The sequence below is a fragment of the Candidatus Magnetaquicoccus inordinatus genome, from assembly GCF_004217665.1.
Lineage (GTDB): Bacteria > Pseudomonadota > Magnetococcia > Magnetococcales > Magnetaquicoccaceae > Magnetaquicoccus > Magnetaquicoccus inordinatus.
In genome coordinates this window covers 1-25,724 of the sequence record NZ_RXIU01000022.1, presented here as the reverse complement: position 1 = coordinate 25,724, position 25,724 = coordinate 1, and the positions used below count along the sequence as shown (strand labels likewise).

21 protein-coding genes are annotated in these 25,724 nt (G+C 52.9%); 4 read left to right on the top strand and 17 right to left on the bottom strand.

Translation table 11 applies throughout. The features are described from left to right. Positions 1-19 precede the first annotated feature (19 nt). Genes murD through EJP87_RS03515 form a run of 3 tightly spaced genes read right to left on the bottom strand, consistent with a single transcriptional unit; the run spans position 20 to position 3,136 of the window. Positions 20-1,372, bottom strand: coding sequence for a UDP-N-acetylmuramoyl-L-alanine--D-glutamate ligase (gene murD, locus EJP87_RS03525; protein WP_130470484.1), 1,353 nt, complete (start codon positions 1,370-1,372; stop codon positions 20-22). After that, positions 1,350-2,711, bottom strand: a complete 1,362-nt coding sequence (locus EJP87_RS03520; RefSeq protein ID WP_130470483.1) for a MurL-like N-terminal domain-containing — start codon at positions 2,709-2,711, stop codon at positions 1,350-1,352. Before EJP87_RS03520 ends, murD begins: the two co-directional genes overlap by 23 nt. After that, positions 2,708-3,136, bottom strand: coding sequence for an NUDIX hydrolase (locus EJP87_RS03515; protein WP_130470482.1), 429 nt, complete (start codon positions 3,134-3,136; stop codon positions 2,708-2,710). The genes EJP87_RS03520 and EJP87_RS03515 overlap by 4 nt, the downstream gene beginning before the upstream one ends. A 37-nt stretch (positions 3,137-3,173) precedes the next feature. Between EJP87_RS03515 and EJP87_RS03510 the strand changes: the two genes are divergently transcribed. Beyond that, the gene (locus tag EJP87_RS03510; RefSeq protein ID WP_130470481.1) at positions 3,174-3,431 is read left to right on the top strand and encodes a hypothetical protein; all 258 of its coding nucleotides are present in this window, start codon (positions 3,174-3,176) and stop codon (positions 3,429-3,431) included. Positions 3,432-3,585: 154 nt separating this feature from the next. Here EJP87_RS03510 and recJ read toward each other — a convergent pair whose 3' ends face one another. From recJ to EJP87_RS03490, 4 genes are all read right to left on the bottom strand, one after another. Next, positions 3,586-5,343, bottom strand: a complete 1,758-nt coding sequence (recJ, locus tag EJP87_RS03505) for a single-stranded-DNA-specific exonuclease RecJ (RefSeq protein WP_130470480.1) — start codon at positions 5,341-5,343, stop codon at positions 3,586-3,588. After that, complete coding sequence (locus tag EJP87_RS03500; RefSeq protein ID WP_130470479.1) at positions 5,340-6,500, bottom strand: hypothetical protein; 1,161 nt, start codon at positions 6,498-6,500, stop codon at positions 5,340-5,342. The genes recJ and EJP87_RS03500 overlap by 4 nt, the downstream gene beginning before the upstream one ends. Before the next feature lie 65 nt (positions 6,501-6,565). Continuing rightward, complete coding sequence (locus tag EJP87_RS03495; protein WP_130470478.1) at positions 6,566-8,623, bottom strand: bifunctional serine/threonine-protein kinase/formylglycine-generating enzyme family protein; 2,058 nt, start codon at positions 8,621-8,623, stop codon at positions 6,566-6,568. Continuing rightward, positions 8,620-9,297 (bottom strand): hypothetical protein, encoded by a 678-nt coding sequence (locus EJP87_RS03490; protein ID WP_130470477.1) that lies wholly within the window; start codon positions 9,295-9,297, stop codon positions 8,620-8,622. Before EJP87_RS03490 ends, EJP87_RS03495 begins: the two co-directional genes overlap by 4 nt. 157 nt (positions 9,298-9,454) lie before the next feature. On the opposite strand from EJP87_RS03490, the gene EJP87_RS03485 reads away from it, so the two are divergent. After that, complete coding sequence (locus EJP87_RS03485; protein WP_130470476.1) at positions 9,455-9,925, top strand: rhodanese-like domain-containing protein; 471 nt, start codon at positions 9,455-9,457, stop codon at positions 9,923-9,925. Between the two features lie 26 nt (positions 9,926-9,951). Here EJP87_RS03485 and EJP87_RS03480 read toward each other — a convergent pair whose 3' ends face one another. Both EJP87_RS03480 and EJP87_RS03475 read right to left on the bottom strand, forming a co-directional pair. Next, positions 9,952-10,458, bottom strand: a complete 507-nt coding sequence (locus EJP87_RS03480; RefSeq protein WP_130470475.1) for a CBS domain-containing protein — start codon at positions 10,456-10,458, stop codon at positions 9,952-9,954. 283 nt (positions 10,459-10,741) lie between these two features. Beyond that, positions 10,742-11,227: a hypothetical protein gene (locus EJP87_RS03475; RefSeq protein WP_130470474.1), complete on the bottom strand. Its 486-nt coding sequence runs from the start codon at positions 11,225-11,227 to the stop codon at positions 10,742-10,744. Positions 11,228-11,369: 142 nt separating this feature from the next. On the opposite strand from EJP87_RS03475, the gene EJP87_RS03470 reads away from it, so the two are divergent. Further along, on the top strand, positions 11,370-12,215 hold the full coding sequence (locus EJP87_RS03470) for a spermine/spermidine synthase domain-containing protein (protein ID WP_193771114.1): 846 nt from the start codon (positions 11,370-11,372) through the stop codon (positions 12,213-12,215). Further along, complete coding sequence (locus EJP87_RS03465) at positions 12,212-12,802, top strand: H-type lectin domain-containing protein (RefSeq protein ID WP_130470472.1); 591 nt, start codon at positions 12,212-12,214, stop codon at positions 12,800-12,802. The genes EJP87_RS03470 and EJP87_RS03465 overlap by 4 nt, the downstream gene beginning before the upstream one ends. Before the next feature lie 73 nt (positions 12,803-12,875). Here the strand turns inward: EJP87_RS03465 and EJP87_RS03460 are convergent, their stop codons facing one another. From EJP87_RS03460 to EJP87_RS03425, 8 genes are all read right to left on the bottom strand, one after another. After that, on the bottom strand, positions 12,876-14,402 hold the full coding sequence (locus tag EJP87_RS03460; RefSeq protein WP_130470471.1) for a complex I subunit 4 family protein: 1,527 nt from the start codon (positions 14,400-14,402) through the stop codon (positions 12,876-12,878). Beyond that, on the bottom strand, positions 14,402-15,940 hold the full coding sequence (locus EJP87_RS03455) for a complex I subunit 4 family protein (RefSeq protein WP_130470470.1): 1,539 nt from the start codon (positions 15,938-15,940) through the stop codon (positions 14,402-14,404). The genes EJP87_RS03460 and EJP87_RS03455 overlap by 1 nt, the downstream gene beginning before the upstream one ends. 6 nt (positions 15,941-15,946) lie before the next feature. After that, positions 15,947-17,482 carry a proton-conducting transporter transmembrane domain-containing protein gene (locus tag EJP87_RS03450; RefSeq protein WP_227657433.1) on the bottom strand — a complete coding sequence of 512 codons (1,536 nt, stop codon included), beginning with the start codon at positions 17,480-17,482 and terminating at the stop codon, positions 15,947-15,949. Then, positions 17,475-20,744: a DUF2309 domain-containing protein gene (locus EJP87_RS03445; protein WP_227657432.1), complete on the bottom strand. Its 3,270-nt coding sequence runs from the start codon at positions 20,742-20,744 to the stop codon at positions 17,475-17,477. The genes EJP87_RS03450 and EJP87_RS03445 overlap by 8 nt, the downstream gene beginning before the upstream one ends. Then, entirely contained in the window at positions 20,741-22,192 is a 1,452-nt protein-coding gene (locus EJP87_RS03440) for a complex I subunit 4 family protein (RefSeq protein ID WP_130470485.1), read from the bottom strand. The genes EJP87_RS03445 and EJP87_RS03440 overlap by 4 nt, the downstream gene beginning before the upstream one ends. A 34-nt stretch (positions 22,193-22,226) precedes the next feature. Next, the gene (locus tag EJP87_RS03435) at positions 22,227-22,490 is read right to left on the bottom strand and encodes a DUF2312 domain-containing protein (RefSeq protein ID WP_130470469.1); all 264 of its coding nucleotides are present in this window, start codon (positions 22,488-22,490) and stop codon (positions 22,227-22,229) included. Between the two features lie 103 nt (positions 22,491-22,593). Next, complete coding sequence (gene htpG, locus EJP87_RS03430; RefSeq protein ID WP_130470468.1) at positions 22,594-24,522, bottom strand: molecular chaperone HtpG; 1,929 nt, start codon at positions 24,520-24,522, stop codon at positions 22,594-22,596. 102 nt (positions 24,523-24,624) lie between these two features. After that, positions 24,625-25,578, bottom strand: a complete 954-nt coding sequence (locus EJP87_RS03425; RefSeq protein ID WP_130470467.1) for a UDP-glucuronic acid decarboxylase family protein — start codon at positions 25,576-25,578, stop codon at positions 24,625-24,627. Positions 25,579-25,724 lie beyond the last annotated feature (146 nt).

Sequence of the window (25,724 nt, the reverse complement as noted above, 5' to 3'; positions counted from 1 at the left end):
CGTAATCATTTTGACCTGTTTACCAATCATCGCCATTGCCCACCGCCTTAAGAAAAGCCTGGCCACGTTCGCTAAAATTGGCAAACTGGTTATAACTGGGCGCTCCAGGTGAGAAGAGACAGCTCCAACCCTTTTCGGTCCATCTTTTGGCTTGCTGCACCGCCTCCGGCAAATCGGCCACCTCGATGATCCGACACGACAAACCTGAACAAGCCCGTACCAATTCCGCCACCCTTCGGCCACTGTCCGGCAGCAAAATCAAAGTGCGTACCGCCGATTCGGCAAGCCTCTCCACCAACGGTGCATAATCATAACCACGATCCTTGCCCCCGACAATCAAGGTCGCCACCTGAGGCAAAAATGCCTGCAATGCTGCCACCGTCGCCTCCGGCGCCGTGGAAATCGCATCATTGATCCAGCGAATCCCCCCTCGAACCCCTAAATCACTCATCCGATAGGGCAAACCGCTAAACTCTCCCATCACCCCTTGCACCACCTCCGCCCCGACCCCAACCAACTCTGCTGCTGCCAACACCGCACAACCATTCTCCCAATTGTGCCTGCCAGGCAAACGCATGGCAGTGGTCGCAAACAGTCGCTCAGTACCGCGGCAAAAAAAACCATCGGCAATGTGATAGCCACGCTCCTGCAGAATCATCTCCTCCTCAGCCACCGGACGTAACCGCTGCATCCACGGCACCGCCCGCTGGTCGATGCGCAGCAAGTCCCCTGGCAACTGGCAAGCCCCGATCTGCATCTTGGCCAAATAATAGGCATCCACCGAACCATGCCAATCCATATGCTCTGGAAACAGATTTAACACCACGGCAATCGACGGACCCAACTGCAAATCAGCGCACTGATAACTGGACATCTCCAAAACCGTCATCTTGTCCTCTGCCAGCACCTCCGGCAACTGTGCCAAAGCCGCTACACCAATATTGCCCAACAAACAGACCGGCAAACCGGCAGCGCGCATGCTCTCATACAACAAAGTACTGGTCGTGCTCTTGCCCTTGCTGCCTGTAATTCCAATCACCGGTAAACCAGCCCGCCGCACCTCGGCCAAAAACAGGTTGGTCGGCGTGGTTTGCAACAGAGGCAATCGATCGGCCTGCTGGCGCCAAGGGTGTCCCGGAGCAAAACCTGGTGAGCGAATAAGCACATCCAACTCTGGCAAAACCGCCTCGGCCGCCGCTCCCTGACACAACTGTACCGGCCCCCACGACTCGTCAAGGGTAAGCGGCTTTTCCACCAATACCGGAACGGTCTGCTGGTATCCGGCAGCCCGCAACGCCTGCAAAGCGGCCTGCCCCTCCACTCCCAAACCTAAAATACCAACCCGGCGCTCAATGAGCTCGCAAATAGTCATCCAATCGCCTCTGCCAGAGTGGTGTCACACTCGACTCTCCCCCTGCCGCCATCTGCTCCTGCCACAAACGCTGCGCATCAACAACCTTCACCTGCAGCCGCTCTTCATAAAACTCCTGCAACTCACTCCCCTGCAAACGCCCCTGTCGGTAGAGCTGCGACAAGGCCGCCAACACCTCCTCTGGCGTACCCACACACTCAAAAGGTTTGTGCCCACGAATCCCCGCCAACTCCTCCAGCAGGGGCATATTGGCAGCATCACGCAAAAAATCGCCGGCAAAGATGCTCTGCAAACGCTCTGCATTCAAATGCGGCGCCATCATCAAATAGACAAAGAGGCACTTCGGACAACGACCACACCAGCGCGGCGTCTGACTGGTATCTTTCAACTGAAAGTTGGCATTGCAGGAGGTAAAATTATTAAAATAGCGCAAACGACGGGCAAACAAGCCACAAATGGCCAATTCACTCAAGGAACGCAACAGACTGAAATAGTCAGGCGCATGCACAAACAAGCCACGCTGCAGACTCTGCAACGACTGCTCAAACTGTAAACTTTTGCTCCATTGATGATTGATCTCCATCCCCAGCCAGTGCAGATTGCCATAGGAGGCTGTGCGCTCATTGGAGGCTATCACCGCCCGATAGCCCCCGCACAAAGCCACCACCAGAGAGACAAAAGCAATACAGGCTGAAATAGGAATATGGCCGTTATAGGCCCCGGAAGCGTTCAAAGCAAAGAGCTTGGCATCCAACTGCCGCCCGGCCACATAGTGCTGCGCAGCAAAAGCAGCCGCCAGCCGCTTGATCCAAGGGGCATTGCCCAAGGAAAAGAGCGCCACCTCCACACCCGCTTCCCGAATGATCTCATAAGAAACAGCCGAATCCTTGCCGCCGCCAATCAACAACAAGACCTTCTCTCCGACCGGCTCTGGACAGGACAATAACGGACGGCTCACAGCCTGCCAGGGAAAATGGACACGGCCACGCGGATCCAATTGGTTGCGATAATAAAACTCTCCCAGACCCACCGTATAGAGTTGATCCCAAAACTGTGCCTCCTGCTCGTTTGGCAGCGCACCATGGATAATGATCTCTTTAGGACAACAGGATTTATAGTAGGAGATCCCCAACACCAACTGCACATTGCGCAAAGCCTGCTGCATCTCCGCACGCATGGGATCAGGTGCCGGCAGAGCTGCGGGCCAGGTGATCTGTTCGCAAAAATCGATGGGAGCTACCCGATCACCCGATAAACGATAATGAAAAGTGGTCTGGTGCCCATGACTCTCAAAAGGGAGAAATTCAAAGCGTTGATAATTTTCCGCCAATTTGCTCATGGCAAACCATGGCCTGCCAAAAAGAGTGGCAACTGCTCGATCAACTCCTGCAATGCCGGTTCGCTGATCCGTTTTTTTGCCTCAGGAAGATCCAACCACATCCGGCTGCGAAAATCCTCCAGCCACTGCTCAAAAACCTGGTTCACCTGCAGCACAAACACCTGCACCGTACAGGTATCCCCCCATTTTTCATATTGAAAGCTGCCCAAAAGCCCAGGCAAAATCTCCCCTTGGATGCCCGCCTCCTCCGCAGCCTCTTTTGCTGCTGACTCCTCTGCCGAAAGATCTGGCTCGATCACCCCCTTGGGAATCACCCAACGCTTGCCCTTGCGGGAGGAGATCATCAAAATCTGTAGACGGCGCTCGTGAAAGCGTATCGGCACAACTGCCGACTGTTGGTAAAAATAGTCTGGACACTCTCTCATACTCTCACTCCTTGGTACAGCCCCATTCGTTCCCTTCATGGCAATCGCATTTGAAAATCAAAAAATTATTATGGAGGTCCAGGAGGAGATTATCTCCTCCTGGTGGGTACAGGGCAAAGCCCTGCTGAAAATGTGCGGCGTTTCACCAGAAGCGAATGCAAAGCATTCGCGCACGCCGCACCAATCTGTGCCCCGCAGGGGCACGCTTTGGGAGGGCGGACGCCCGACAGGCACCGTTTCGCTTGTGGCAACTGTGAGGAAATTGGCAAATGGGCTTGCCCTGCGTTTCCTCTGAGCGGGTGCATCTCTCTCTGGCGCGACCTTACAGGCTCCTGCACGCATCGCCTATCTTACTGTTTTATCTTTCCCCACACGCAACACCGCCTTGCCGCAGTGCCGCACTGCCTGTGCGGCACACTGGGTTCAGAGACCCTCTGCCCACAACGCGGTCAAACCGGACGCGCATCCTTCACCACCAACTGTACTTTCTCCTGCTCACGATAGACATTGAGGGTACAGTTGCCCAAAAGATCCACCCGACTCGCCCCAGCCAGCAACCCTTCGCCGACGCGCCCAGGCCATACCGAAAAGGCTATCGCCTCCAGCAGATTTCCCTCCTGATCCGCCAACAAACATTTGACATGCCGCTCCTTCAGCAAACGTGCCTCCACCACCCGTACATTTTGCAGCAACACGACCGGCTCTGGGTTGCCTTGTCCAAAAGGTTGCAGACGCTCCAAACGCTGCGCCAATTGGCGCGTGACCTCGGCAAAAGCCACCTCTCCATCATAATAGGCTACCGGATCAAACAGTCCTGGCTGAAAACGCGCCTGAATGGATTGGTCAAAAGCCTGAGCAAATGCCGCAAGATTCTGTACATCCAGACTCAATCCCGCAGCCGCACGATGGCCTCCATAGGTGCGCAACAAGGATGCAGAATCCTCTATGGCCGCCAACAGATCGATACCAGGAATGGAACGCCCGGATCCCTTGCCTTTTCCCTCCGCATCCAACGCAATGACAATGACCGGTCGATACAAACGCTCTGCCAGTCGCGAGGCAACAATACCGATCACCCCCGGATGCCAACCCTGCTCGGCCACCACAATGCCATAGCGGTTGTCTACTTCTCCAGCCTCCTCCAAAAGCGCCAAAGCCCGTCGCAACATGCGCTCCTCAATCGCTTGCCGCTCGCGGTTATATCCCTCCAACTCCTCTGCCAACTGCTGCGCTTTCTGTTCATCGTCCGTGACCAAAAGCTCTACTCCCATCATGCCACGGTGCAAACGACCTCCGGCATTGATGCGCGGTCCCAATTGAAAGGCAACCTGTCCCGCGCGCAAGCTTGTACCCAAACGAGCCACCTGTTGCAATGCCCGCAAACCGACATGGCCTGTCTCCGCCGCCACCCGCAGCCCATGGGTAACCAAAATACGATTGACCCCGGTTAAACTCGCCACATCGGCTATCGTACCAATAGCCACCAAATCCAGCCACCGCTTGAGATCCGGTTCCTGGCGTCCCTCCTGAAACCAACCCTTTTGCCTTAACGCCCGGTTCAAAGCCATCAACAAATAAAAGGCCACACCCACACCGGCCATGTTTTTATGCGCAAACGATTCATCCGGTCGATTGGGATTGATCAGCGCCCAGGCCAAAGGGGGTTCATCGCGCATCTGGTGATGATCGGTGACAATCACATCCAGACCCAACTGCTGCGCTGTCGCCAACGCCTCATAGGCGGTTGCCCCACAATCGACAGTGATCACCACCCGGACACCCTCTGCCGCCAATTGGGCCATCGCCGCCGGGTTGGGACCATACCCCTCTGTCAAACGGTCAGGAATATAGACCTGTACCGCTACAGACAAAGCGCGAAAATAGCGCACCATCAAAGCCGAAGAGGTGACTCCATCCACATCATAATCACCAAATATCGCCAACGCTTCCCCATCTTCAATAAGACGCAGCAAACGCTCCACCGCTTTGTCCATATCGCGCAACTGTGCCGGATCCGGCAGGCGCTGCAGACGTGGCTGCAAAAAAGCCTCCACCTCGTGCCGATCCTGCAGGGCACGATCGGCAAAAATCGCTGCAAAAAAGCTGTTCAGCCCCTGCTCTGCCGCCAATTGACGGTGCAGATCGGTCGCTTCATGGCGTTGTCGCCACACCTTTCCAGACCATGACAAAGCTTTCTCGTTTTTCATCGTTGCCACTCTCTGCGCAACTCCTGCCAAGGATGACTCTCCCCCTGACCAAAAGCTCCCCGATGCCAAAAACGACGGCTTTTCTGCAACAGAGAGCCCTCTCCCATTACCCAAGGTAGCTCCCACTCGCCATTGGGGGCAGGTTGTTCTGCACCATAAAAAGCACTGATCACCAATTGGCTGTTGCTGCCTTGCAAAATATCCAAAACAGGTTTGACAAAGTGTTGATCAATCTTGTCCAGCGCCTTCTGCGCAGACTCCGACTGGCGATGACGCATGAAAAGAGCCGGCATGGCAAAATGGACCAAAACCGGACCACTCCCTCTCCGTTGGGCAACAATGGAGAGCATCTCCCCCCAATCCGCTTGTTCATCCAACCAATAAATCTGCTGACCTGCCAATCGTGCCAACCCAGCCAAGAACGGATCTGCTGTACAACAGACTCCTGGCGCCATCTCCGAAACCGTGCGCAACTCTTTCCCCGATCCTACACCCCAAAGCCATGGGCTATTCAATGGCATGCGCCCCTCTTGTTGCCGTTGCCGGTTGCGCTCATGACGGGCCAACAGCATCTGGCCATTGGTCAACTGTTGAATCAGACGGGCTGCACCAGGCCCTTGCGGCATCCGACTGCGCAACGACTCCCCCTCCAACAGGTTGAAAGGAGTGGTCAGCACTGACCACTCCTCAGGCTTGCTGGTTGGCGCCCTCGACAACAGAAAAAATCCCGGCCAACTCCCATCCGCCAAAAAGCGAGCAGTGGGGGGATGCCACACCCACCCCTCTTCCGCCCAATCCTCGGCAAGCGCCTCTGCCAAAGAGGAGGCTTCCGCAACGCTCTGTCCGGTGCGTTCCGGGGATAAAAAGAGCAGATCTTGTTGTTTTTGGTAAAGATGGGTAAAACCCAAACAACACCAAATACGCTCAGGATCGGGCAGCTCCTCCAACAAAGCCAAAGCCGCCAAATAGCCATAGGGCAGATCTCGCATTTGTGCCTTTTGCAGCAAAGCCTCCTGCCCAAACCAGGCAAAAAAGGGATGACCTGACCAGGAAATACGGCCACTCTTTGCCACAACTGCCAGCCGATGCCACTGCCAACGCTCAACCGCACCGCCAACCGCAGCGCTCAAACCATCTATCATGACCACTACCGCCACTGCAACCAACCCTCACCCTTGTCAGACGCCGCACCCACTCTTACCCTGCCCCTAAAGGTCAAGGCTCACCCCTGTCGCAGCAAACGAAAACCTACTGTGACCGCCGTACTGTTTTCCGCCATCCGTAACCGCGTGGTCGGCCAACACTCCTGAGCGCTGCTGTTGAATCCCCCACCGCGAGCCACACGAAACTCCCTGGGCGCCGATTTGTGCAAACGGTTGGCCGAGGGCGCCGGCAAACCGGCCCGCAGCTCTGCAGCTCCCGGACCTTGAGGATTGACTCGCGGAGAACGCCAATAATAATCCGCCTGATAACGATCTTGCACCCACTCCCAAACATTGCCCAGCATATCATGCAAACCCCAGGCATTGGGCTTTTTCTCCCCCACCGGATGGGTCTGCCCCTTGGCATTGGCACGAAACCAGGCATGATCTGTCAACTGCTCTGTACCATACTCCAGAGTCGATCGGTTTAATTGCGGCAATACATTTTCACCGGCACGTGCCGCATACTCCCACTCTGCCTCGGTCGGCAGACGAAACTGGGTCGTTTTGCCGACCAGACTGCCCAAGCGTTGCATAAATTGTTGGACATCCAACCAACTGACCCGCTCCACTGGATGGTTGGCCTTGGAATTCATAAACAACCCGGCAGGATAATCACCCATCACCCGCCGCCACCGCCCCCAGGTCAAGGGATATTTGCCCAACCAAAAACCCTGCACCTGCACCTCATGTTCCGGCCCTTCATCCTCTTTGCGCTGCCCATCGGCTAAAGAGGCCCCCATGATAAACTGGCCTGCCGGAATCCAAACAAAAGCCATTTTGATGGTCGGCTCCTCCCAAATCATCCCGGCCTGCCGTTGCGCAGGCGGTATCTCCTCTGGAGTGGGCTGCACAAATTTTTCCCGCACCACCGCCGCCCGCTCTTCTACTTCCTCTCCCTGAGAATGATGATGAGGACTCTTCTCCCCGCTCTTTTTTGTCCGAGGAGTCACCACTTCCGGCAGATTTGGCGCACACACTCTTGGCACCTCAACCACCACTCCAGGTGCGGTCAAACGGGCGGTTGCCGCCGCCAGATGCTCCTGTTCGGCAATATTGCCCGCCAAGGTTTGTAGAGAATGCAGCAATCCTGACCAGGAGCCATAATCGACCCAATCGCCTGTTGGCACTGCCGACAAAGAGAGTGGTGCTGCTGACTGCGCAGAACCCCCTCCCGCTGGGTTACCCAACAATGCTGGCTGCCAACTGCTGATCGATTGTGGTCGTTCATTTTCCAAAACACGCAGCGCCCAATCCACTGCGCGTAAAAATTCCAACGAATATTTTCCCTGCCCCACCTCTTCTGCTGTAGGCAAAGGATCAACGACATTTCGCAAACGGGCTGAAATGCGCACACTCGCTTCCAAAGGTCGTTGCCCACTGATGGCGCGATACAACACCCCACCCAAAGCATAAATATCCGACCACGGCCCTTGTCGATGACCTGAGGAATCATATTGTTCAAAAGGAGAGTAGCCCAGGCTCAATAAACTGGTCATCTTCTCTCCACGCCCTGCTACCGCCTGCCGTGCCGAACCAAAATCCAAAATAACCGGCAGTTGACTCTCCTTGCGTATAAAGATATTGGCCGGTTTCAAATCACGGTGGATATAATCGGCCTTGTGCAATACGGCCAATCCCTCCAACAACGGCAGCAGCAACCGTTTCAGCGTCAGCTCATCCAAGGTTTTCCGGCGCCGCAACAGACGATCCAACCCCTCCCCTTCTACATATTCCATCACCATGTAGGCGGTGTTGCCGCTACGAAAAAAATTGAGCACCCGCACAATACTGGGGTGGCGAAACTGCGCCAAAATTTGTGCCTCACGCAGAAAACGATCCAATCCCCACTCAAAGATCCGCTGATCTGCCGAAGAGTTGGGAACAATCTCCTTCTGGTTGACTCGAGACGCATAGGCGGCAGGCAGATACTCTTTGATCGCCACATCCCGCTCCAGTTGCGTGTCTCGGCCCAGATAGGTGATCCCAAAACCTCCCTTGCCCAACACCTTGAGAATCTCAAACCAGAGCAGTCGGGTTCCGGGAAGCAGAGCATCCGCAAATCCCTCTTCACTCATCTATGGAGATCCTCACGCCCATTTTCGCGCAAACGTGAACGCAGAGCCCAGGCTTGATCTGTCAACTCTTCATCAGAGAGATCTTCCTCTTCACTATCCAAATCAAACATTTTTGCCCGTTCCACCTCCTCCCGCTCCTCCAGAGTCGGCAGCAACAGGGAACTGCCGCGTGCCATCGCCTGCCCCTCCGGGCTGTGCAAACCCGGCTCACGTCGCAAGCTCGCCGTCCGACAGGCTGACTCCAGACGTGCCGCCTGCACCTCTCTGGCAAAAGTGGCAAAGGAAAAGGGGGGATAAAGCATGCGGCGCAACAACAACTCCCGCAAAATCATCCCCACATCGCGCCAAAAACTCAGTATATTTTTTAAAAAAACAATGCCAGTCAATAGCCAAAGCAAGAAGCGCTCTGCCAGAGTGGCCAAAATCTCGCGCCAACGAACACCTCGACGCATCTCACCGCCACTGCGTCGGCTGATACTGGCTTCATGGCTCGCAGTCCGCTTGCCAATCGCCGTCAAATGGCCTTCCAACTTTTGCGCAAAGGTATGGTTGCGACCGCGCCAGCGCCCGCCAGACTCAGCCACATACAGCGGTTTTTTTCTCCGCCGCCCCCAAAGAGAGGAAAGATTGGGCAACAAACGCTTGCCTGATTGTCCCGATTTCCAACCACTCATGGCTTGGTTACCACATTCCCATACTGTTTGCTGTCAAAATCACTTAACCTGGAAGCCATTTTTGCGATAGAGTAATCTTATGCGCAAGGAGCAGAGACTAACCACTTTTTCTGCACTCGGCGCTCTCTTGATACAGCATAACATTCGCGGAGCCAAAATGACACAGAACTCAGCAGACGCAAACCAGAATCACCACACCCCAACTGTACTGCCCTCAGCCCCACACAGCCCCTTGCACCCGGAGCTCAAGCAGTTATTGCCCCAGGAAGCTTTTGCCATGCTGCAAAGCAAGGGTGTTGTTTTTATTGATATTCGCTCAGAAATGGAGTTTTTCTTTGTCGGAAACCCAAAAGGGGCCATCAATATCCCCTGGCAGGATGCCCCCGATTTTGAACTCAACCCAAACTTTATTAAAGAGGTTGCCCACGTCGCCAAAACAGACCAACCCCTCATCTTGATCTGTCGCTCTGGGCATCGCTCCATTGATGCCGGCAATGCGCTTATCGCCGCCGGCTTTCATGATGTCTACCATGTTGTGGAAGGATTTGAAGGAGATCGGGACGAACAGCACCATCGCAGCACGGTCAACGGATGGCGTTTTCGCGGCTTGCCGTGGGTGCAATGTTAAGCTGTTGAAGGGGTTGTAATCACCGGCTATGGCGATAGTCTTTTGGCTATCGCCACCATCTCCGGTGCCAAATAGACCAATAAACCTATCACCGCCATGATCACCAAAAAGACCACTCCACCTACCAGGTTGACCATCCAATCCTTGCGGCTGCGACCTTGGGTCAACGCTTCCGCCAATACCCGCAAAGAGATCACTCCAATAAATAAATTATCTCGATAAACCAATAAATGCCGGATGCCATGTTCGCGCATCTGCTCCAAACAGTATCGGCAGGAAGCTTCATGGTTGACCTTGATCAGCTCCGTGCTCATCACATCACGCATCAACGTGGTCTCTGGATTGCGCTTCCTGCCGACCACCCGCGTCAACAGATCCCGCTCGGTAAAATATCCTACCACTCGCCCTTTGCCGGTCACCACAATGGATCCCACACCACGATCCGCCATAATCCCAACACTCTCCGAAACCGTCCGATGCTGGTCGATAGTGACAACATTCCGTTCAATCAGTTGGGTAATCTTGCAGCGCATCGCGTTAAAAACCTTCTCCGGCTCGCAACCAAATTGCTCATATCACAACATGTTAAGTACAATTAAATCATGATATAAACACATTTCAAACATATTTGGTTTGTAAAAAAACAGATAAAAAATATCTTTCTACCCATCCGACTCCAAAAAACGCACCCCATCAGCAAAACAACGCAGCCTTGATCATCCGCAAAACAGAGCAGAAAAGAGTGCGCGGATAATCAAGGCATAACAGGGCAAGCCCCCCCTAACACACGGCAACCCTGTTAAACGGGGTGACGATTCAGGATTTGCCAGCAGTATCGATATTGATCTTGCGCAACAAGGCGGCATTTCTCTCGGAAAGCTGGGACAACTGCTCACCGGTTTTACGCAAAAGAGCTGCATTGCGATCAGAAAGCTGCCGCAGTTGATTATCGGTCTTTTTCAACAAAGCCGCATTGCGATCAGCAAGCTGTTTCATCTGATCTTCTGTTCTGTGAATCAATGAAACATGCCGATCGGAAGTGATACGCATATATTCATTGGTACGCCGCAAAAGAGCTGCATTGCGATCAGAAAGTTGCTGCAATTGCAAATCTATGCGTTTGCGCATCAATTTGATCTGCCCTTCAAGAGCATCGATGCGTTGTGCGTGCATATCATCTGCCGACTTGCCCGTTTTTTTGGCTATCTTCTTTGCCGCTTTGGCCTTACTCTCTTTTTCCTTCAGGCCGCGTTTTCCCTCTTTCTGATTTTCTTTATTCTCTTTATGCTCTTTGCTTGCCATAGTTTGCTCCGGTTTTGAGAAAAGAATGTGGAGGAGGTTGCCACCCACAACCCCGCTATCATACTCTCAATTGTCAAAAAAGTCGACAATAACCTTGCAGACAGGCTCTCTTTGCGGTAACATCCGGGAATATACATGTAAAATGACTGACAATACAGATACATATAAAATTATTCTTCGCAAGTCATGGCAAAATCGCACCCTGTTGGTCATCGATGAAGCGGGTTATCGCTCTCTCTATTTCGACAACCATCTCACCCAAAGCCGCATCCTACTGGAACAACCTTTATGGCTGATCTTGCCCTATACTCGTCATATGCTTGCCTCTCTTCTGTTTAATCCCAAACCCCAACAGATATTGATGGTTGGCTTGGGTGGCGGTTCTCTGGCTAAATTTTTCTTGCACCACTATCCCACCTGCCAGATCGATGCTGTGGATGCCAATCCAGAGATTCCTGCCATCGCTGAACATCTCTTTTTTCTGCCCGATGATCCGCGACTGACCCTGCACTGCGCTGATGGCGCATCCCTGCTCACCTCCTTGTCGGCACAAAAGCGACTCTTTGATCTGATCTTTATCGACGCTTTTGATCATGACGGCATGGCGCCATCCATCTACTCTGAGAACCTTCTGAGCACCATTGAACAGTTGTTGAGCAAAAATGGTGTGGTCGCCTTCAATATCAATCGCGCCGAAACAGCTCTTTATCAACAGATGAATATTCAGATTCCGAACCATTTTCCAGAAAATATCTATCGCTTGCCGGTACCCAGCCCATCCCGCAATGAAATTTTTCTGTGCAGCCGCACTGCCATGAACGCAAACAGTATCGCGCAACTGCAAGAGCAGGCCCACTCTTGGAGTGACCATCAACCCCCACTGCTCTTCCACGATTTTCTGGAACGCCTCACCCCTGTTCCACCCACCACAAAACAACAGTGGTGGCAACCTCTCCTGCACCTTTGGCACAATGGGTTATCCCGATGAAAATATTCTTAACTGTTTTTAGCATCATCTGTTTTGTCGTCATTCTGCTCAATCAACCATGGGAAAAACACCAGGAAAACACCCCTTCCTCCGCCGTTACCACCACGAACCCCTCCTCCCCCCAATGGCTCTCCTGGCTGCATGACCAACGTCTGCCTGCTGTTCAAGAGCGCCTGCACAGTGTGGAAGAGCGTCTGCAAAAAATGACACAAGACTCCTCCCTGGCAGAACGAGTCACTGAAGCAGAACGCAAACTGCTCCTGTTGAGCAATCGACCCGCCCCCACCCTGCAGATGGAAAATGGCTCCGTCATCGCCAAAAAAGGAGACAGCAATTGGAAATTGACCGATATTTTTGCCCGTCTGCGTCAATATCGCCATCGGGTCACCTTTCTGCAACCCTTCGCGCATCCGCCAAAAATTGTGCTGGGAATCACCTTGCTGGAATTGCCCGCAGAAAAAGTGCGCCTGCATAGTCGTGCCGAAGAGATTGATACACAAGGATTTACCTTGGTCTTTGAAAGCCGTTCAGAAAGCCGCATTGAAGAGATGCAGGTCGATTGGTTTGCCTTCGCCGACCAACCTTAGCAACAACCCCTACGAGGATTTGCACTCTGCATCCCCTCGCATCGGGCGGCCAGTACCCAAAGCAAGCGCTCCATTATTGGGAAAGCTGATTGCTCATCTGCGCCAACCATCCCACTGTGGGCAACTGCGTAAAATGGACCAGCCATCCCGGCAGCAAACCAACCAACAAAACCGGAATGGCAAACAAAAAGAGAGACCAGCGTTCCGCTCCTTGCAGATCCACTACCCCGCTTGGCAGATGCCGGGATGTCGATCCTAAAAATGCTCGTCGATAAAAAAGCAACAGATAGGCCGCTCCCAGGATTTGCCCGCCAACCGCTGCCAGTGCTGCACCTTTATGCTGGGCAATGGTGCCCAAGATGATCAACTGCTCTGCGGGAAATCCAGAGGTCAAAGGCATCCCCATGCTGGCCACAGCAAAGAATAGAAAAAAAAATGCTGCCGTGGGCATCACACGCACCAAACCACCTAAATGCAGCCATTCGCAAGAGGCAGTACGGCGATGAATAAATCCACTCAGCAAGAATAACGCACTGGCAATCAACGTAAAATTAAGCAGTTGCAGCAGTGCCCCCTGGATACCATGCACATTCATGGTGGAAATTCCCAAAAGCACCATACCCACATGACTGATACTGGAAAAAGCCAATAAACGTCTCATGTTGCTCTGATTCAAAGCCATCAGTGCGCCATAAAAGATCCCGACAACACCTATGCCTGCCAAAAGCCACGACCACTGCATCGCCGCCTGGGGGGCCAATGGCAAGGCAAAGCGCAAAATGCCATAAGCTCCCAGTTTAACACCGGTCATAATCGCCAGCAAAGCGACCGGTCCTTCCATCGCCATCACCGGCAACCAGACATGAAAAGGCACCACCGGCGTCTTGAACGCAAATCCACAAAGCAACAAAAGCAATGCGGGCAATTGCTGCTGGCTCGGCAAGGCTGTCGCCAACAACGAGGGCAGTTCAAAGGTCAATGTTGCCGACAACGACATATCTGCTGACAAAGTCACCTGTTGACTATGGCTTACCGCCACCAGAATAAAGCCAAAAAGCAGAAAAACGCCTCCTCCCAACATCCATAGCGTATATTGTGTGGCGGCAAAACGTCGCTGTGGCCCCATCCCCCATAAATTGACCAAAAAATAGATGGGCAGCAGTGTCAACTCCCAAAACAGAAAAAACAGCACCAGATCCAAGGCACAAAAGATTCCGATGGTCATCCCCTGCAGCGCAAGCAACAAGGCATAGTAGAGTCGAGGGAGTACGGGGGGACGGGATGAGAGCAATACACCCAAAAACAGCAGCGCTGTAAGCGGTAAAAACAGAATGGAAATGCCATCTACACCCAATAGATAGTGTACGTTAACTGTCGGCAACCATTGGGCTCTCTCTACCCATTGAAAGCCGCTGCGCCCGGCATCAAAGCGCCACACCGCAAGCACGGATAACAGCGTTTCTGCACCTGTCGCCAACAAAGCTACTCTTTGTGCCTGTGTTGTTGGCAACAACCAAAGAAGAGCTGCTGCAAAAAATGGCAGGCCGATCAACAGGCTCAATAGCGGAAAGGAGGCCATATCGGTTGCAATTGCTTCCATCAGTTATGCCTTGCCGGGGAATCATCCAAAAATAGTGAGTAAGGCTTGGCCATGGAATGGGCGGTTGTATCCAGCAATTTTAACCATGGCTCGGCATAGAAACCTGCTGTCAACTGCACCACAATCAAGGTGACAGCCAATATCCCTTCAATCCATTCGGTCTGCCTGACCTTTGGCAAAGGAATCGGACGTTGACCGGGTGCTGCCAGAAACACCCGTTGAAAAGACCATAACAAAAAGGCTGCCGAAGCGACATTACCCAAAGCCGCAGCAATGGTGATCAAGGCCCCATAGCGGTGCATGGCAGCCTCCATCAACAGATGGGTGGCATCAAATCCCGGTGTGCCGGGCATCCCAATCACCGACAAACCAGCGACAAAAAAGGCCATGGCAATAAAGGGCAGACGACCAAACAACCCCCCCAGTTGCCCCAACAACACCGTTTTGGTGCGTCTGTTGATCAAGCCGATCATAAAAAAGAGGGTGGCTGCCGCCAAACCGACATTGCCGATCAACAACAGACTGCCCTGAAAGGCATGGCTATTGGTGGTAAACAGGCCAATGACGATAATATCGCTATGGCTGATTACGGCATAGGCCATCATGCGCCGCAGATTTTGCTGCATGGTGGCCAGCCAGGCCGCATAAAAAATACCGATCGTGGCAATTATCACCACCGCCAACTGCCATCGGTAGATGGAGGCAGGCACCAAAGGAAACATAAAACGCAGCATGCCATAAAATCCGGTCTTGACCCCCAACAAAAAGACCAGAGCCAAGACCACCGTACCCCGCTCGGCCACCAAAGGCAACCAGCCATGCAGCGGGAAAAGAGGCACGCGAATTCCCAAACCATAAAACAGCAGAAAAAAAACACTCACACTCAAAAAGGAGTGCACGGGATGAGCCAACAGATCAAGAAGATCAAAGCTCCATCTTCCGGTCTGATCAAAGTGCGACCAACCCAATATCAAGGTGGCAGCCAACAACATCGCCAAACCAATGCCCATAAACTCAAAAAAGCGATTCAGAGACACCCCTTCATCCAGCGAAGCAGACCAATGCCGCATCAAATAGCCCACCAAACCGATCTGAATCAGCGAGCACAGAAAAAACCACAGCAGATCTACCGTAGCAAATTGGCTGATCAAGAGAGACTCGCCACAAAACAGCAAAACCAAAAAACGCGGTTGCGGACGAAAGGGTCTGACCCAACCATACGGTATTGCCATCAAGGTTAAAAAGGCGGTCAACAAAATAAACAACACACTCATACCATCGACCGCCACATGATATTGCAGCGGACCGAGCAGAGTGAGTCGCTCAACCAGTTGCCATTCCGGACGCAGCGGATCATAAAGCTGAAACAGAGTAACAGCACCTACAAACTCAACGAAGGCCAAGAGCATACCCAACCAAAAGGCGGGCCAATCCTGACGCACCCGTGACAGCAGCAGTGCCGCCAATAGTGGAAAGCTCTGCAACCCTGCCAATACAGGCCAAAAACTCTGTTCAGACCAGGCGATTTCCGTAATCATGGGCAGCTATAATATCGCAACAAAGGTCAAAATGATCATCAGCACCAAATAGCGCGGCTCACTGAAAAGCTGATCGATACGCGAGAGATGCGTTCCCAACTCATCCACAGTACGCACCATCCCCTCTCCTCCCACACTCAGAATACGATCTTCCAACCATTGCGCCCACGAGGCCAAGCGCGCCAGGAGCAGAGCAGGCAGACCATTGTTTCCGCTCATCTCTGGACCCACCGCTTGCGAGGAGCCCGCACGAGTCAAGATGGCGCGATCCAAAGGGCTGTTGCCCAGCAGAGGATTCAACAGACGATCCTCCAAACTCTGCAGATCCTTGGCCAGAGCCTGCGTCGGCTTGGTCAGCAATTGATCGGTCAAAGGATCCAACCAAAAGCGTGCCAAAGACGCCGCATAAAGCGAGGGAAAGCGCTGGACCCCTTTCCAGGTTGCCGGAGTGGCTGCAACCATGCCGTGCATATAAGAGGGAGCGCTTAACCATTGATAAGCCCGCCAGCCAGCATGCGCAGCCATATGCCACGCCACCCACTCAAACCATCCCAAACCACAGCCCAAAAACATCAAACCCACCTGGGTTTGCGTGGCACAGATCAAGCTGCTTTTGACATCGGTTTGCACCAATCCCAGCAATACACCATAGAGGACGGTCAGGCTGCCCAACAAAATCAACAGCGTCAATAAAAAGGGTGAATGGCGCAGCAATGATTCCAAGCGCAACAACAAATAGACGCCAGCATGAATCATCAAAGAGCCATAAAAGATGGCGCTGGAGGGGGTAGGCCCTTCCAAAGCACGGGAAATCCAGGCTGCAAAGGGAAATTGAGCCGATTTGACCGCAGCCGCCAATAAAAAACCAGCCGTCAACACCCCCAATTGCCAAGAGTTTAAGAGCGTTGCAGCCGCTGCCAACTCTTGCCACTCCACCCCACCCAACCAGGTAAAGCCCAATAAAATGGCTACGGTAAATCCGGCATCGCCCACCCGGTTGGTCAAAATCACCCGGGTGGCACTGACCCCTGCCTGCGGGCGTTGCAAAGCATATCCGATCAACAGATAGGAGGTAAGCCCCATCAACTCCCAACCAATAAAGGCCATCACCGCATTGCCAGCCAACAAAAAGTGCAACAAAGCCGCTATAAACAGGCACAACAAGGCAAAAAAGCGATGAAAACCCTCCTCGCGATGCAGATAATGCACAGAAAAACGTACCGTCAACCAGCCCAACAAGGCTGCCAGCGTGCTCATGGAGAGACTCAACGGATCGGCCTGCACGCTGACCAACACTCGATAACCCACACTCTCCATCCAGGTCAGCACATGCAGCGAACCAGGCATATTGCCACTGACCACAACCTGCAGATCAACCAATAGCATCAACAACAAAGATAAACCGCTGGCTGACGAGGCAACCAAAGCGCTGTGGCGTTCGCTTTTTTCCCCCTGGATCCACCCCATCAACAGAGCCGTGCCAATCCAGAGCGCTGCCAGGGCTGGCAACAAGGAGACCCAGAGAAGAGCCTGTTCACGCATACCGCTTCTCCTCTTCGGCTTGTCCCAGCCAAACCGGTGGCAAAGGAGTCTCATGCCCCCTATACCACTCCTGCGAACAGCTTACCCGCTGCAAAGGCTGCAAACTTTCCGACCACAGTTGCCATCCCACACCGGGGCGAAAGAGATGGATGCGTGGCGTTTCCGGCTCTTTGGCAGCCAGAACAATCCAACCATTATCCACCAGTTCGCGTATCGCTGCCTGTCGGCCATGAATTTGCGTCAAAATTTCCGGCTGCTGCTCCACAATCACCAGCAAGCGCATCGCCTCATGAATTTCGATCATCTGTTTAGGCAAGCCGGTGCGCAAATCAGATGCCGCCCCCTCCATCACCCCCAACAAGCCAGTCACATTATGGGTGATCTTGGAACCACAACCAAATCGTTCATTGTCCACCGTGGAAAAATAGTATTCCAGACTGATGCCAGCACCCACTGGTCCAGCGGCCAATAGAATGTTTTCCACAATTTTTCCAGAAGGATCCTGGGTCGGATCATAGGAGATCAAAAACATGCGCCGATCAAAAAAGAGCCCCTGACTGACAGAACGGCGACCAATCACCGCCACGGCATTGGTCACATGTCCCAATTCTGGTCGGGCTTGGCTGAAATCACAACTGCGCCCAGCCACATGCGCCAAAGCCTGGTCAAGTGTCGCCTGGCGTGGTGCAGAGGCCAGACGGCGACTCCGTTCATGCGCTGAGGCTCGGCGCGCCTGCTCCATGGCAGTTTGCAGCTCCTGCAGAGCGCTCTGCTGGGCAGCAGGCAAACTGCTCAGATCATACCAGGTCAACTCTTCGCTGGCCGTGTTATGCTCCATACCCAAAAACCAGCAGCTCTCAGGGATAGTAATGCCACGTCCGCGCAACAGGGCCCGTACCTCAGGACGATTGGCCATGGTGGCAAAAACACGCGCATTGGGACCACCATGGCGCCCACTGCAGGCACCACAATCATAGGCACCCAAATGGGGATTGTTTTGACTGATCGAACCATGTCCCACCAAAACCACCAAGGGAGCAAACTGGCTGGTCAAACCGATCGTGCGCAACAACCCCTCCACCCGATCGCTCTGCTCCTGATCGGTCATCCCCAAACGCGGTTGCTCCGGGGATGCGGCAGGAGCATCCGCAGCCGCGTTCAAATGCAAACGGGTCGCCACCAATGGTTCCAGAGAGCGCAACCAGCGCTGGATGATCCGCGCCGTTGCCAAAGGTGCCAACAATTTGCCCAACAACAACACTATCGCACCTGGTGCCGCCAAAAAGGTGGCCAACAAAGGTCGCAGTACCCCCAATCGGCTTCCCTGATGCAGTTGTTCCTGCAAGCGCAAACGCCAATGCCGATGCTGTTTGTAACTTGTATATTCCTCATCCGTACCCAACTCCGGCAGCTCGCAAATCTGATGGGCTGGCGTTACCACCACCGGACAGAGCGCGGTAAAACGCCCCTCATCCAAACCTTGCCAATAGATTGGTACACCAAAAAAACCGGCGGCTCCCAGAGTTTCCCATTGGGGAGCAAGCTCCTCCAAATGGCGTCTGAACCCCTCTTCCCGCTCATCCATACAAAATATCAACTGGGCCGCCGGCGCTTGTTGCCGAACAGCCCAGCGTCCACGGCCATGATTCTGTATCAAAGCATTGCATATCTGGTTGCGATAGTGCCGTTCATAGGCTTGCAACCACAGATAGCCACAACGATCTGGAGTCAAACGAGTCAGAGTCTCCTGCCACATCGACCACTGCTCGGCAGACAAAGAGCGCAATCCTTGCGCTGTCAATCCCAGATGCTGGGCCAGCAAAAAGAGCGGCCAAGCATCGGCATGAGCCGTTTTTCGCCCTTGTCTACCCGGTGCCTGATGGCCAATGCGCAGCATACGCGCCAACGCATACCACTGCTCCTCGCGCAGAGGATCTGCTCCCGATTGTGCCAACATCCGTCCGGCCTGTTCGGCAAGATATTCGGGCAATGGATCGTGAAAAAGTGACCAACGCACTAAAAATTCGGCACTGTGCAGCCGAAAATAGTCACGCAGGGTGTCGATACGCGGCTCAATTTGCCAATATTTTTGACATAAACGCAGTGAATAAAGCCATTCCAAAAACAGAGCGACCGCCAGATAATCCATCATGGAGACTCGTTGCGGACTGATGCCTTCATATCCTGGATGCTGATGACGCCACATCATCATCCCTGACCAACCCGGCAACCGCAAAGCCAGGCGCTGCAAATAGGCTGTCCAACGCTTTTCCGGCAGACCCATGCGCGTCAACAAAAGAATGACACTCTCGGTGGCATCCTCCGCCATCGCGTCCAACTCGGTACTCCACTGAGCCAACTCTTCCGGGAGAAAAGACCAATCCAAACGTGCCTGACGACACCAGGAGCTCCAAAACCCCTTGTCACGATCAGGATAACTCCAACCCGCCAAGCCCTGATCCAAATAGGCGGCTACATGCCGCAACAACAGGGGACGCAAATCCTCATAGGGATCCTCTCCACTCAAATGAGCCAGCAGAGCGCTGATGCTCAGATCCGTTCCCAGTTGCAACAACAGCTTATCCAGCAACGCTTCCGCCTCTTCCCGCACCAGGGTCGCAAACAGGCGCAGATCCAGCTCTTCCCCCGACAAAGAGTCGGAAGCAAAAAAGGTCAAGAGATCTTCCAACTGCTCTTCGGGATGGGCTGTCGATTCCTTGATTGCCAAACGCTGCAAACAAGCCTGCCACAGTTGGCCAACCACCACATCTTCCGCACCCTGGCTCAACCAAAAGCGGCGCACATCTTCCGCAAGATCCGCTTGCCAGCGACGCAACGCCTGTTGTTCTTCCCGGTGCCACAACAACTGACTGGCAGAGAGCCCTTGCACATCGTGCAATAAAGCCTCGCGATAGAGATCCAAACGCTGAATCGGAGCAAACCCTGCCTGGGTTATCAACTGCTCTGCTTGTAAATCCTGCTCTGCCAAGAGCTCCGCATGCAGATCTGCGCGATTAATGCGGCCCTGCCGATAGGCAGCCCGAAACTGTGCCAGTGGCCAATAACCATGAATACCGGTAATGCGTTCCGCTTGGCGCAACGCCTCTGGGAAGGGTAAATGTTGAAAACCATGCAGAGTATTGTGATGAATAAAATCGCGAATCGGTGCCTGACCCGGCAAATGGTGCTCCAGATGGTGCAACCACTCCTGCAAATGCTGGACACAGGGATCAGCCGCTCGCATGTCGGGTTCATGGTTCATCGTCCCACCCCAACAAACAGGTGTACAAAATGATCCACCGACTGCACCGACAAATGCAGCATCGGAGAGGCAAACCATCCCAATAGCAGAATCCAGAACAGCAAAAAGGCGGCGGTGATCGATTCTGGCACAGTCAGATCCACCAACGCAGACATACGGGCATTCGCAGAACCTGTGCAGAGTTGGTTGACTGTACGTACCGAATAGGCAGCACTGATCAACATGCCGCCACTGACCAGAGCAATCCATCCCCCCCACTGTTGAAAACCACCCAGTAACACATGCCATTCGGCAATAAAACCGACCGTTCCAGGCATGCCAATGGCAGCAACAAAAGCCAGGGCAATAAACACCGCAAAACGTGGAGCCACATGGAGCAAAGAGCCATAATCGGCTATCTCTCGGCTATGGGTACGATGGTAGAGCAGCCCCACCAGCAAAAAGAGTGCTGCCGCAGCCAAGCCATGGGCGACCATCTGGCTCACCGCGCCCAACACCCCAGCATGGTTCAAGGTTGCTATACCCAGCAACACCACACCCATATGGCTTACCGAAGAGTAGGCAACCATCGCCTTCAAATCGCTCTGGCGCCACGCCAATAAAGCACCATACAACAGAGAGATCATGCCCAAACTCAGCAGCAACGGCTGCAAAATCAGCATCGCCACCGGCAGGATGGCCGCCGCACGAATCAGGCCATAGGAACCCATTTTAAGCAGCACCCCGGAGAGTATAATACTGACCGGACTAGGGGCTTCGACATGGGCCAGAGGCAACCAGCCATGGATGGGAAAAATGGGCATTTTGACGCCAAATCCCAACAAAAAGCCGAAGAAAATCAACAATTGACTTTGCGCGGGCAACTTCTGCAAACCACCAGCCATCGCTGACATGGCAAAGGTGTCTGCCTGGGCGGCATCAAAGGCCAACAACAAACTGATCAATAAAAATACCGAACCGCCCATGGTATACAGGACAAAATTGAGCGCCGCATGCTGGCGACGCGCCCCACCCCAGCGGTTGATCAAAAAAAACAACGGAATCAGAGTAAATTCCCAGAAAATATAAAACAAAGACCAATCCTGAGCCATGAACACACCCAGCATGCCCAGCTCCAGAAGCAGCATGAACAAATAATAGCCTTTGAGTTGATCATGAATGACATGCGAGGCGAGCAAGGCCACAAACGCCAGGGATGTGGCCAATAACAGCATGGGTAAGGAAAAACCATCAATGCCTAAAAGAAAGGCTCCACCGCTTTGCGTGGCCCAAGGGTGTCTTTCCAGTGCTTGGACTGCCGATGAGCTGGGATCATAAACCGCCAACAGACTCCAAGCCAACAACCAAACCAATCCAGAACAGAAAAGAGCCACACGCCGACTGTGACCGGCGTGACGCGCTGGCAACAAACCAATAACAATCGCCCCCAAAAAGGGCAAAAACAACATCAAAGTCAGAGGATGACTAAGCACAAAAATTCTGCTACTCCATTCCCAAAGCCCGCATATACATGTGAATCAAAGTCTCCTCTTCATCCACATCTCTGGGATCCATTTTGCGCAAGCGCACCACTTTGCGGATGATTTTCGGATCAAAACCAGATGATTTTGCCTCGGCATAGACCGAGCGTACATGATCGGCCAATACCGCTTTTTCCTCTTCCAAGCGCTCAATCCGTTCAATCAGATTGCGCAACTGTTCACCCTCTATATCGTCCCCATCTTCCACTACCTGCAATGACGCCATCGGCAGCTTCCTCAAAGATAATACAACCCAAAAAAAGCATAGAGAAGAGACTTCACTCTCCAGAATGCAGTTGTCTGGAGAGTGAAGAGATATTGCAACTGTGTTACAACAGATTATTCAAACGCCGGACAAAATCCACCGGATCCTCTATCTGACCACCTTCGCACAGCAAGGCTTGGTTGTACAGGATATGGCAAAGATCGTCAAAGCGCTCGGAATTTTCCGCAGATTGCAAACGCACGAGCAGAGCATGTTCCGGATTGATCTCAAGAACTCTTTTTGCTCCCGGAACATCTTGACCGGCATCCTTGAGGATCCGTTCCATGGTAGCGCTCATGTCATACTCACCGCCCACCAAACAGGAGGGAGAATCGACCAAACGATGGGTAGTGCGTACCTCCTTGACCGAGTCGCCAAGACTGTTTTTGATCCGCGTGACCAGATCTTTGAAACGGCTCTCCTGCTCTTCCCGCTCCTTTTTCTGCTCTTCGTCATCCAGCTTGCCCAGGTCCAGATCACCTTTGGTGACCGCCTGCAGCGACTTGCCATCAAACTCATGCAGATGCGACACAAACCACTCATCCACCCGGTCGGAAAGCAGCAACACCTCAATACCCTTTTTCCGGAAAATTTCCAGATGGGGGCTCTTGCGCGCCGCCATGTGCGTTTCGCCAGTGATATAGTAGATCTTCTCCTGCTCCGGCTTCATGCGGGCAATATAATCGCTCAGGGAGACATCCTGCACTTCGGAATCGCTCTGGGTCGTGGCAAAACGCAACAATTTGGCCAACCGCTCCTTGTTGCTATAATCTTCAATAATGCCCTCTTTCAGCACTTTACCGAAAATTTTCCAGAAAGTTTGATATTTTTCCGGCTCTTTTTCGGCCAACTCCTCCAGCATGGTAAAGACCTTGCCCACCGCACCCTTGCGAATGGCATCAACCACCTGGTTTTTCTGCAAGATTTCCCGGGAAACATTGAGAGGCAAATCAGAGGTGTCGATCAATCCCCGCACAAAGCGGAAATAGCGCGGCATCAACTCTTCCGCCCCCTCCATGATAAAGACCCGCCGCACATATAATTTGACCCCATGCTTGCGCTCCCGGTCCCACAAATCAAACGGCGCCCGCTTCGGCAGATAAAGCAGCAAGGTATATTCATACTTGCCCTCCAACCGAACATGCAAATGGCTCAAGGGATCTTCAAAATCATGGGCGATGTGCTTGTAAAACTCATTATACTCTTCGGCAGAGATCTCACTCTTGGCACGGGTCCATAAAGCAGAGGCCTTGTTGACCTGCTCCCACTTCTCTTCAACAACCTTCTCCTTTTCCTCTTGCCCCTCCTCCTGCTTCTCCTCCTCACTCTCCTCTTCGGCAGCACTCCGACCCTTCATCATGATCGGCCAGGAGACATGATCGGAAAATTTGCGGATGACCGAGCGCAACCGCCAATCATCCAGAAAATCTCCCTCTTCATCACGCAAATGCAGAGTTACTTCTGTACCATGCCCCTCTTTGGCCACCTCTTCCAGGGTATATTCCCCATCCCCTGCCGACTCCCACTTTACCCCTTGACCAGCAGTCGCACCGGCCCGACGGGTAATCAAAGTCACTCGATCCGCCACCACAAAAGCAGAATAAAAACCCACACCAAATTGGCCAATCAGATGCGCATCTTTGGCCTGCTCGCCGCTGAGCGATTGTAAAAACTCTTTGGTACCAGATTTGGCAATGGTTCCGATGTTGCTCATCACCTCATCCCGGTTCATGCCAATCCCATTATCGCTAATCGTAATGGTTTTTGCTTCCTTATCGAAGGTAATACGGATCTCCAGATTGGGATTACCCTCATACAATGAGTCGTCAGAAAGCGCGGCAAAACGCAATTTATCTGCGGCATCGGAAGCATTGGAGATCAATTCGCGCAGAAAAATCTCTTTGTTGCTGTACAACGAGTGGATCATCAAATCCAACAGTTGCCGAACCTCCGCCTGAAACGACAAGGTCTCTTTTTGTGCAGCCTCACTCATGGTTACCACCCACCTCCAACAAAGTTACAAAAATAATGTAGAAGAGCACTCAATCCGCTTATATGGGATCGAGAGTGCTCCAGCGCAAGAGGGGCAGGCAGATCATTGTGATAAAATCTGTTGGAAATAGGCAATGGTCTTCTGCAACCCCTCTTGCAGAGAGATTTGTGGTTGCCAGTGCAACAACTCTTTGGCCAAACCAAGATCTGGTTGTCGCTGCTGTGGATCATCCACCGGCAAGGGATGCAGGACAATGGACGAACGCGAAGCGGTCATTTGAATAATGGTCTCTGCCAACAGCAACACCGGATATTCGGCACTATTGCCAAGGTTGATTGGACCGGTCACGCTGTCAGACGAATCCATCAAACGTACAATACCTTCAATCAGATCATCGACATAACAAAATGAGCGTGTCTGTTTGCCGCTGCCATAAACAGTCAGCGGTTCGTTGCGCAGAGCCTGCACAATAAAGTTGGAGACAACCCGACCATCATTGCGGTGCATAAAGGGACCATAGGTATTAAAAATCCGGGCCACCTTGATGCGCAGTTTATGTTGACGGTGATAATCAAAAAAGAGGGTTTCCGCGCAGCGTTTGCCCTCGTCATAGCAGGAACGGGGACCGATGGGATTGACGTTGCCCCAATAACTTTCCGCTTGCGGATGCTGTTGAGGATCGCCATACACCTCACTGGTAGAGGCTTGAAAAATTTTTGCCTTCACCCGCTTGGCCAAACCCAACATATTAATCGCGCCATGGACGCTGGTTTTGGTGGTTTGCACCGGATCGACCTGATAGTGAATGGGTGACGCCGGACAGGCAAGATTATAAATTTCGTCTACTTCGACAAAAAGCGGAAAGGTGACATCATGGCGCAACAGTTCAAAGCGAGGGTTGGCAAATAGATGCAATACATTGCCTTTGGTGCCGGAAAAAAAGTTATCCACACACAACACATCACAGCCATCCCGCAACAAACGTGCGCAAAGATGTGTCCCCAAAAAACCGGCCCCACCGGTGACCAAGACTCGTCTCTCGGAAAATTGCCCCATGATTCTAACTTTCTTTTAATGATGAAAAGGCTTGCACCCACGCCCGCCGCGCCCTCTCCACAGAGGGTGGGACAACCACCGTGCCATTCTCTGCGGCATGACAGAGCACATTCCACAACGAAGAGGCAACAGCACGATTTTGATAT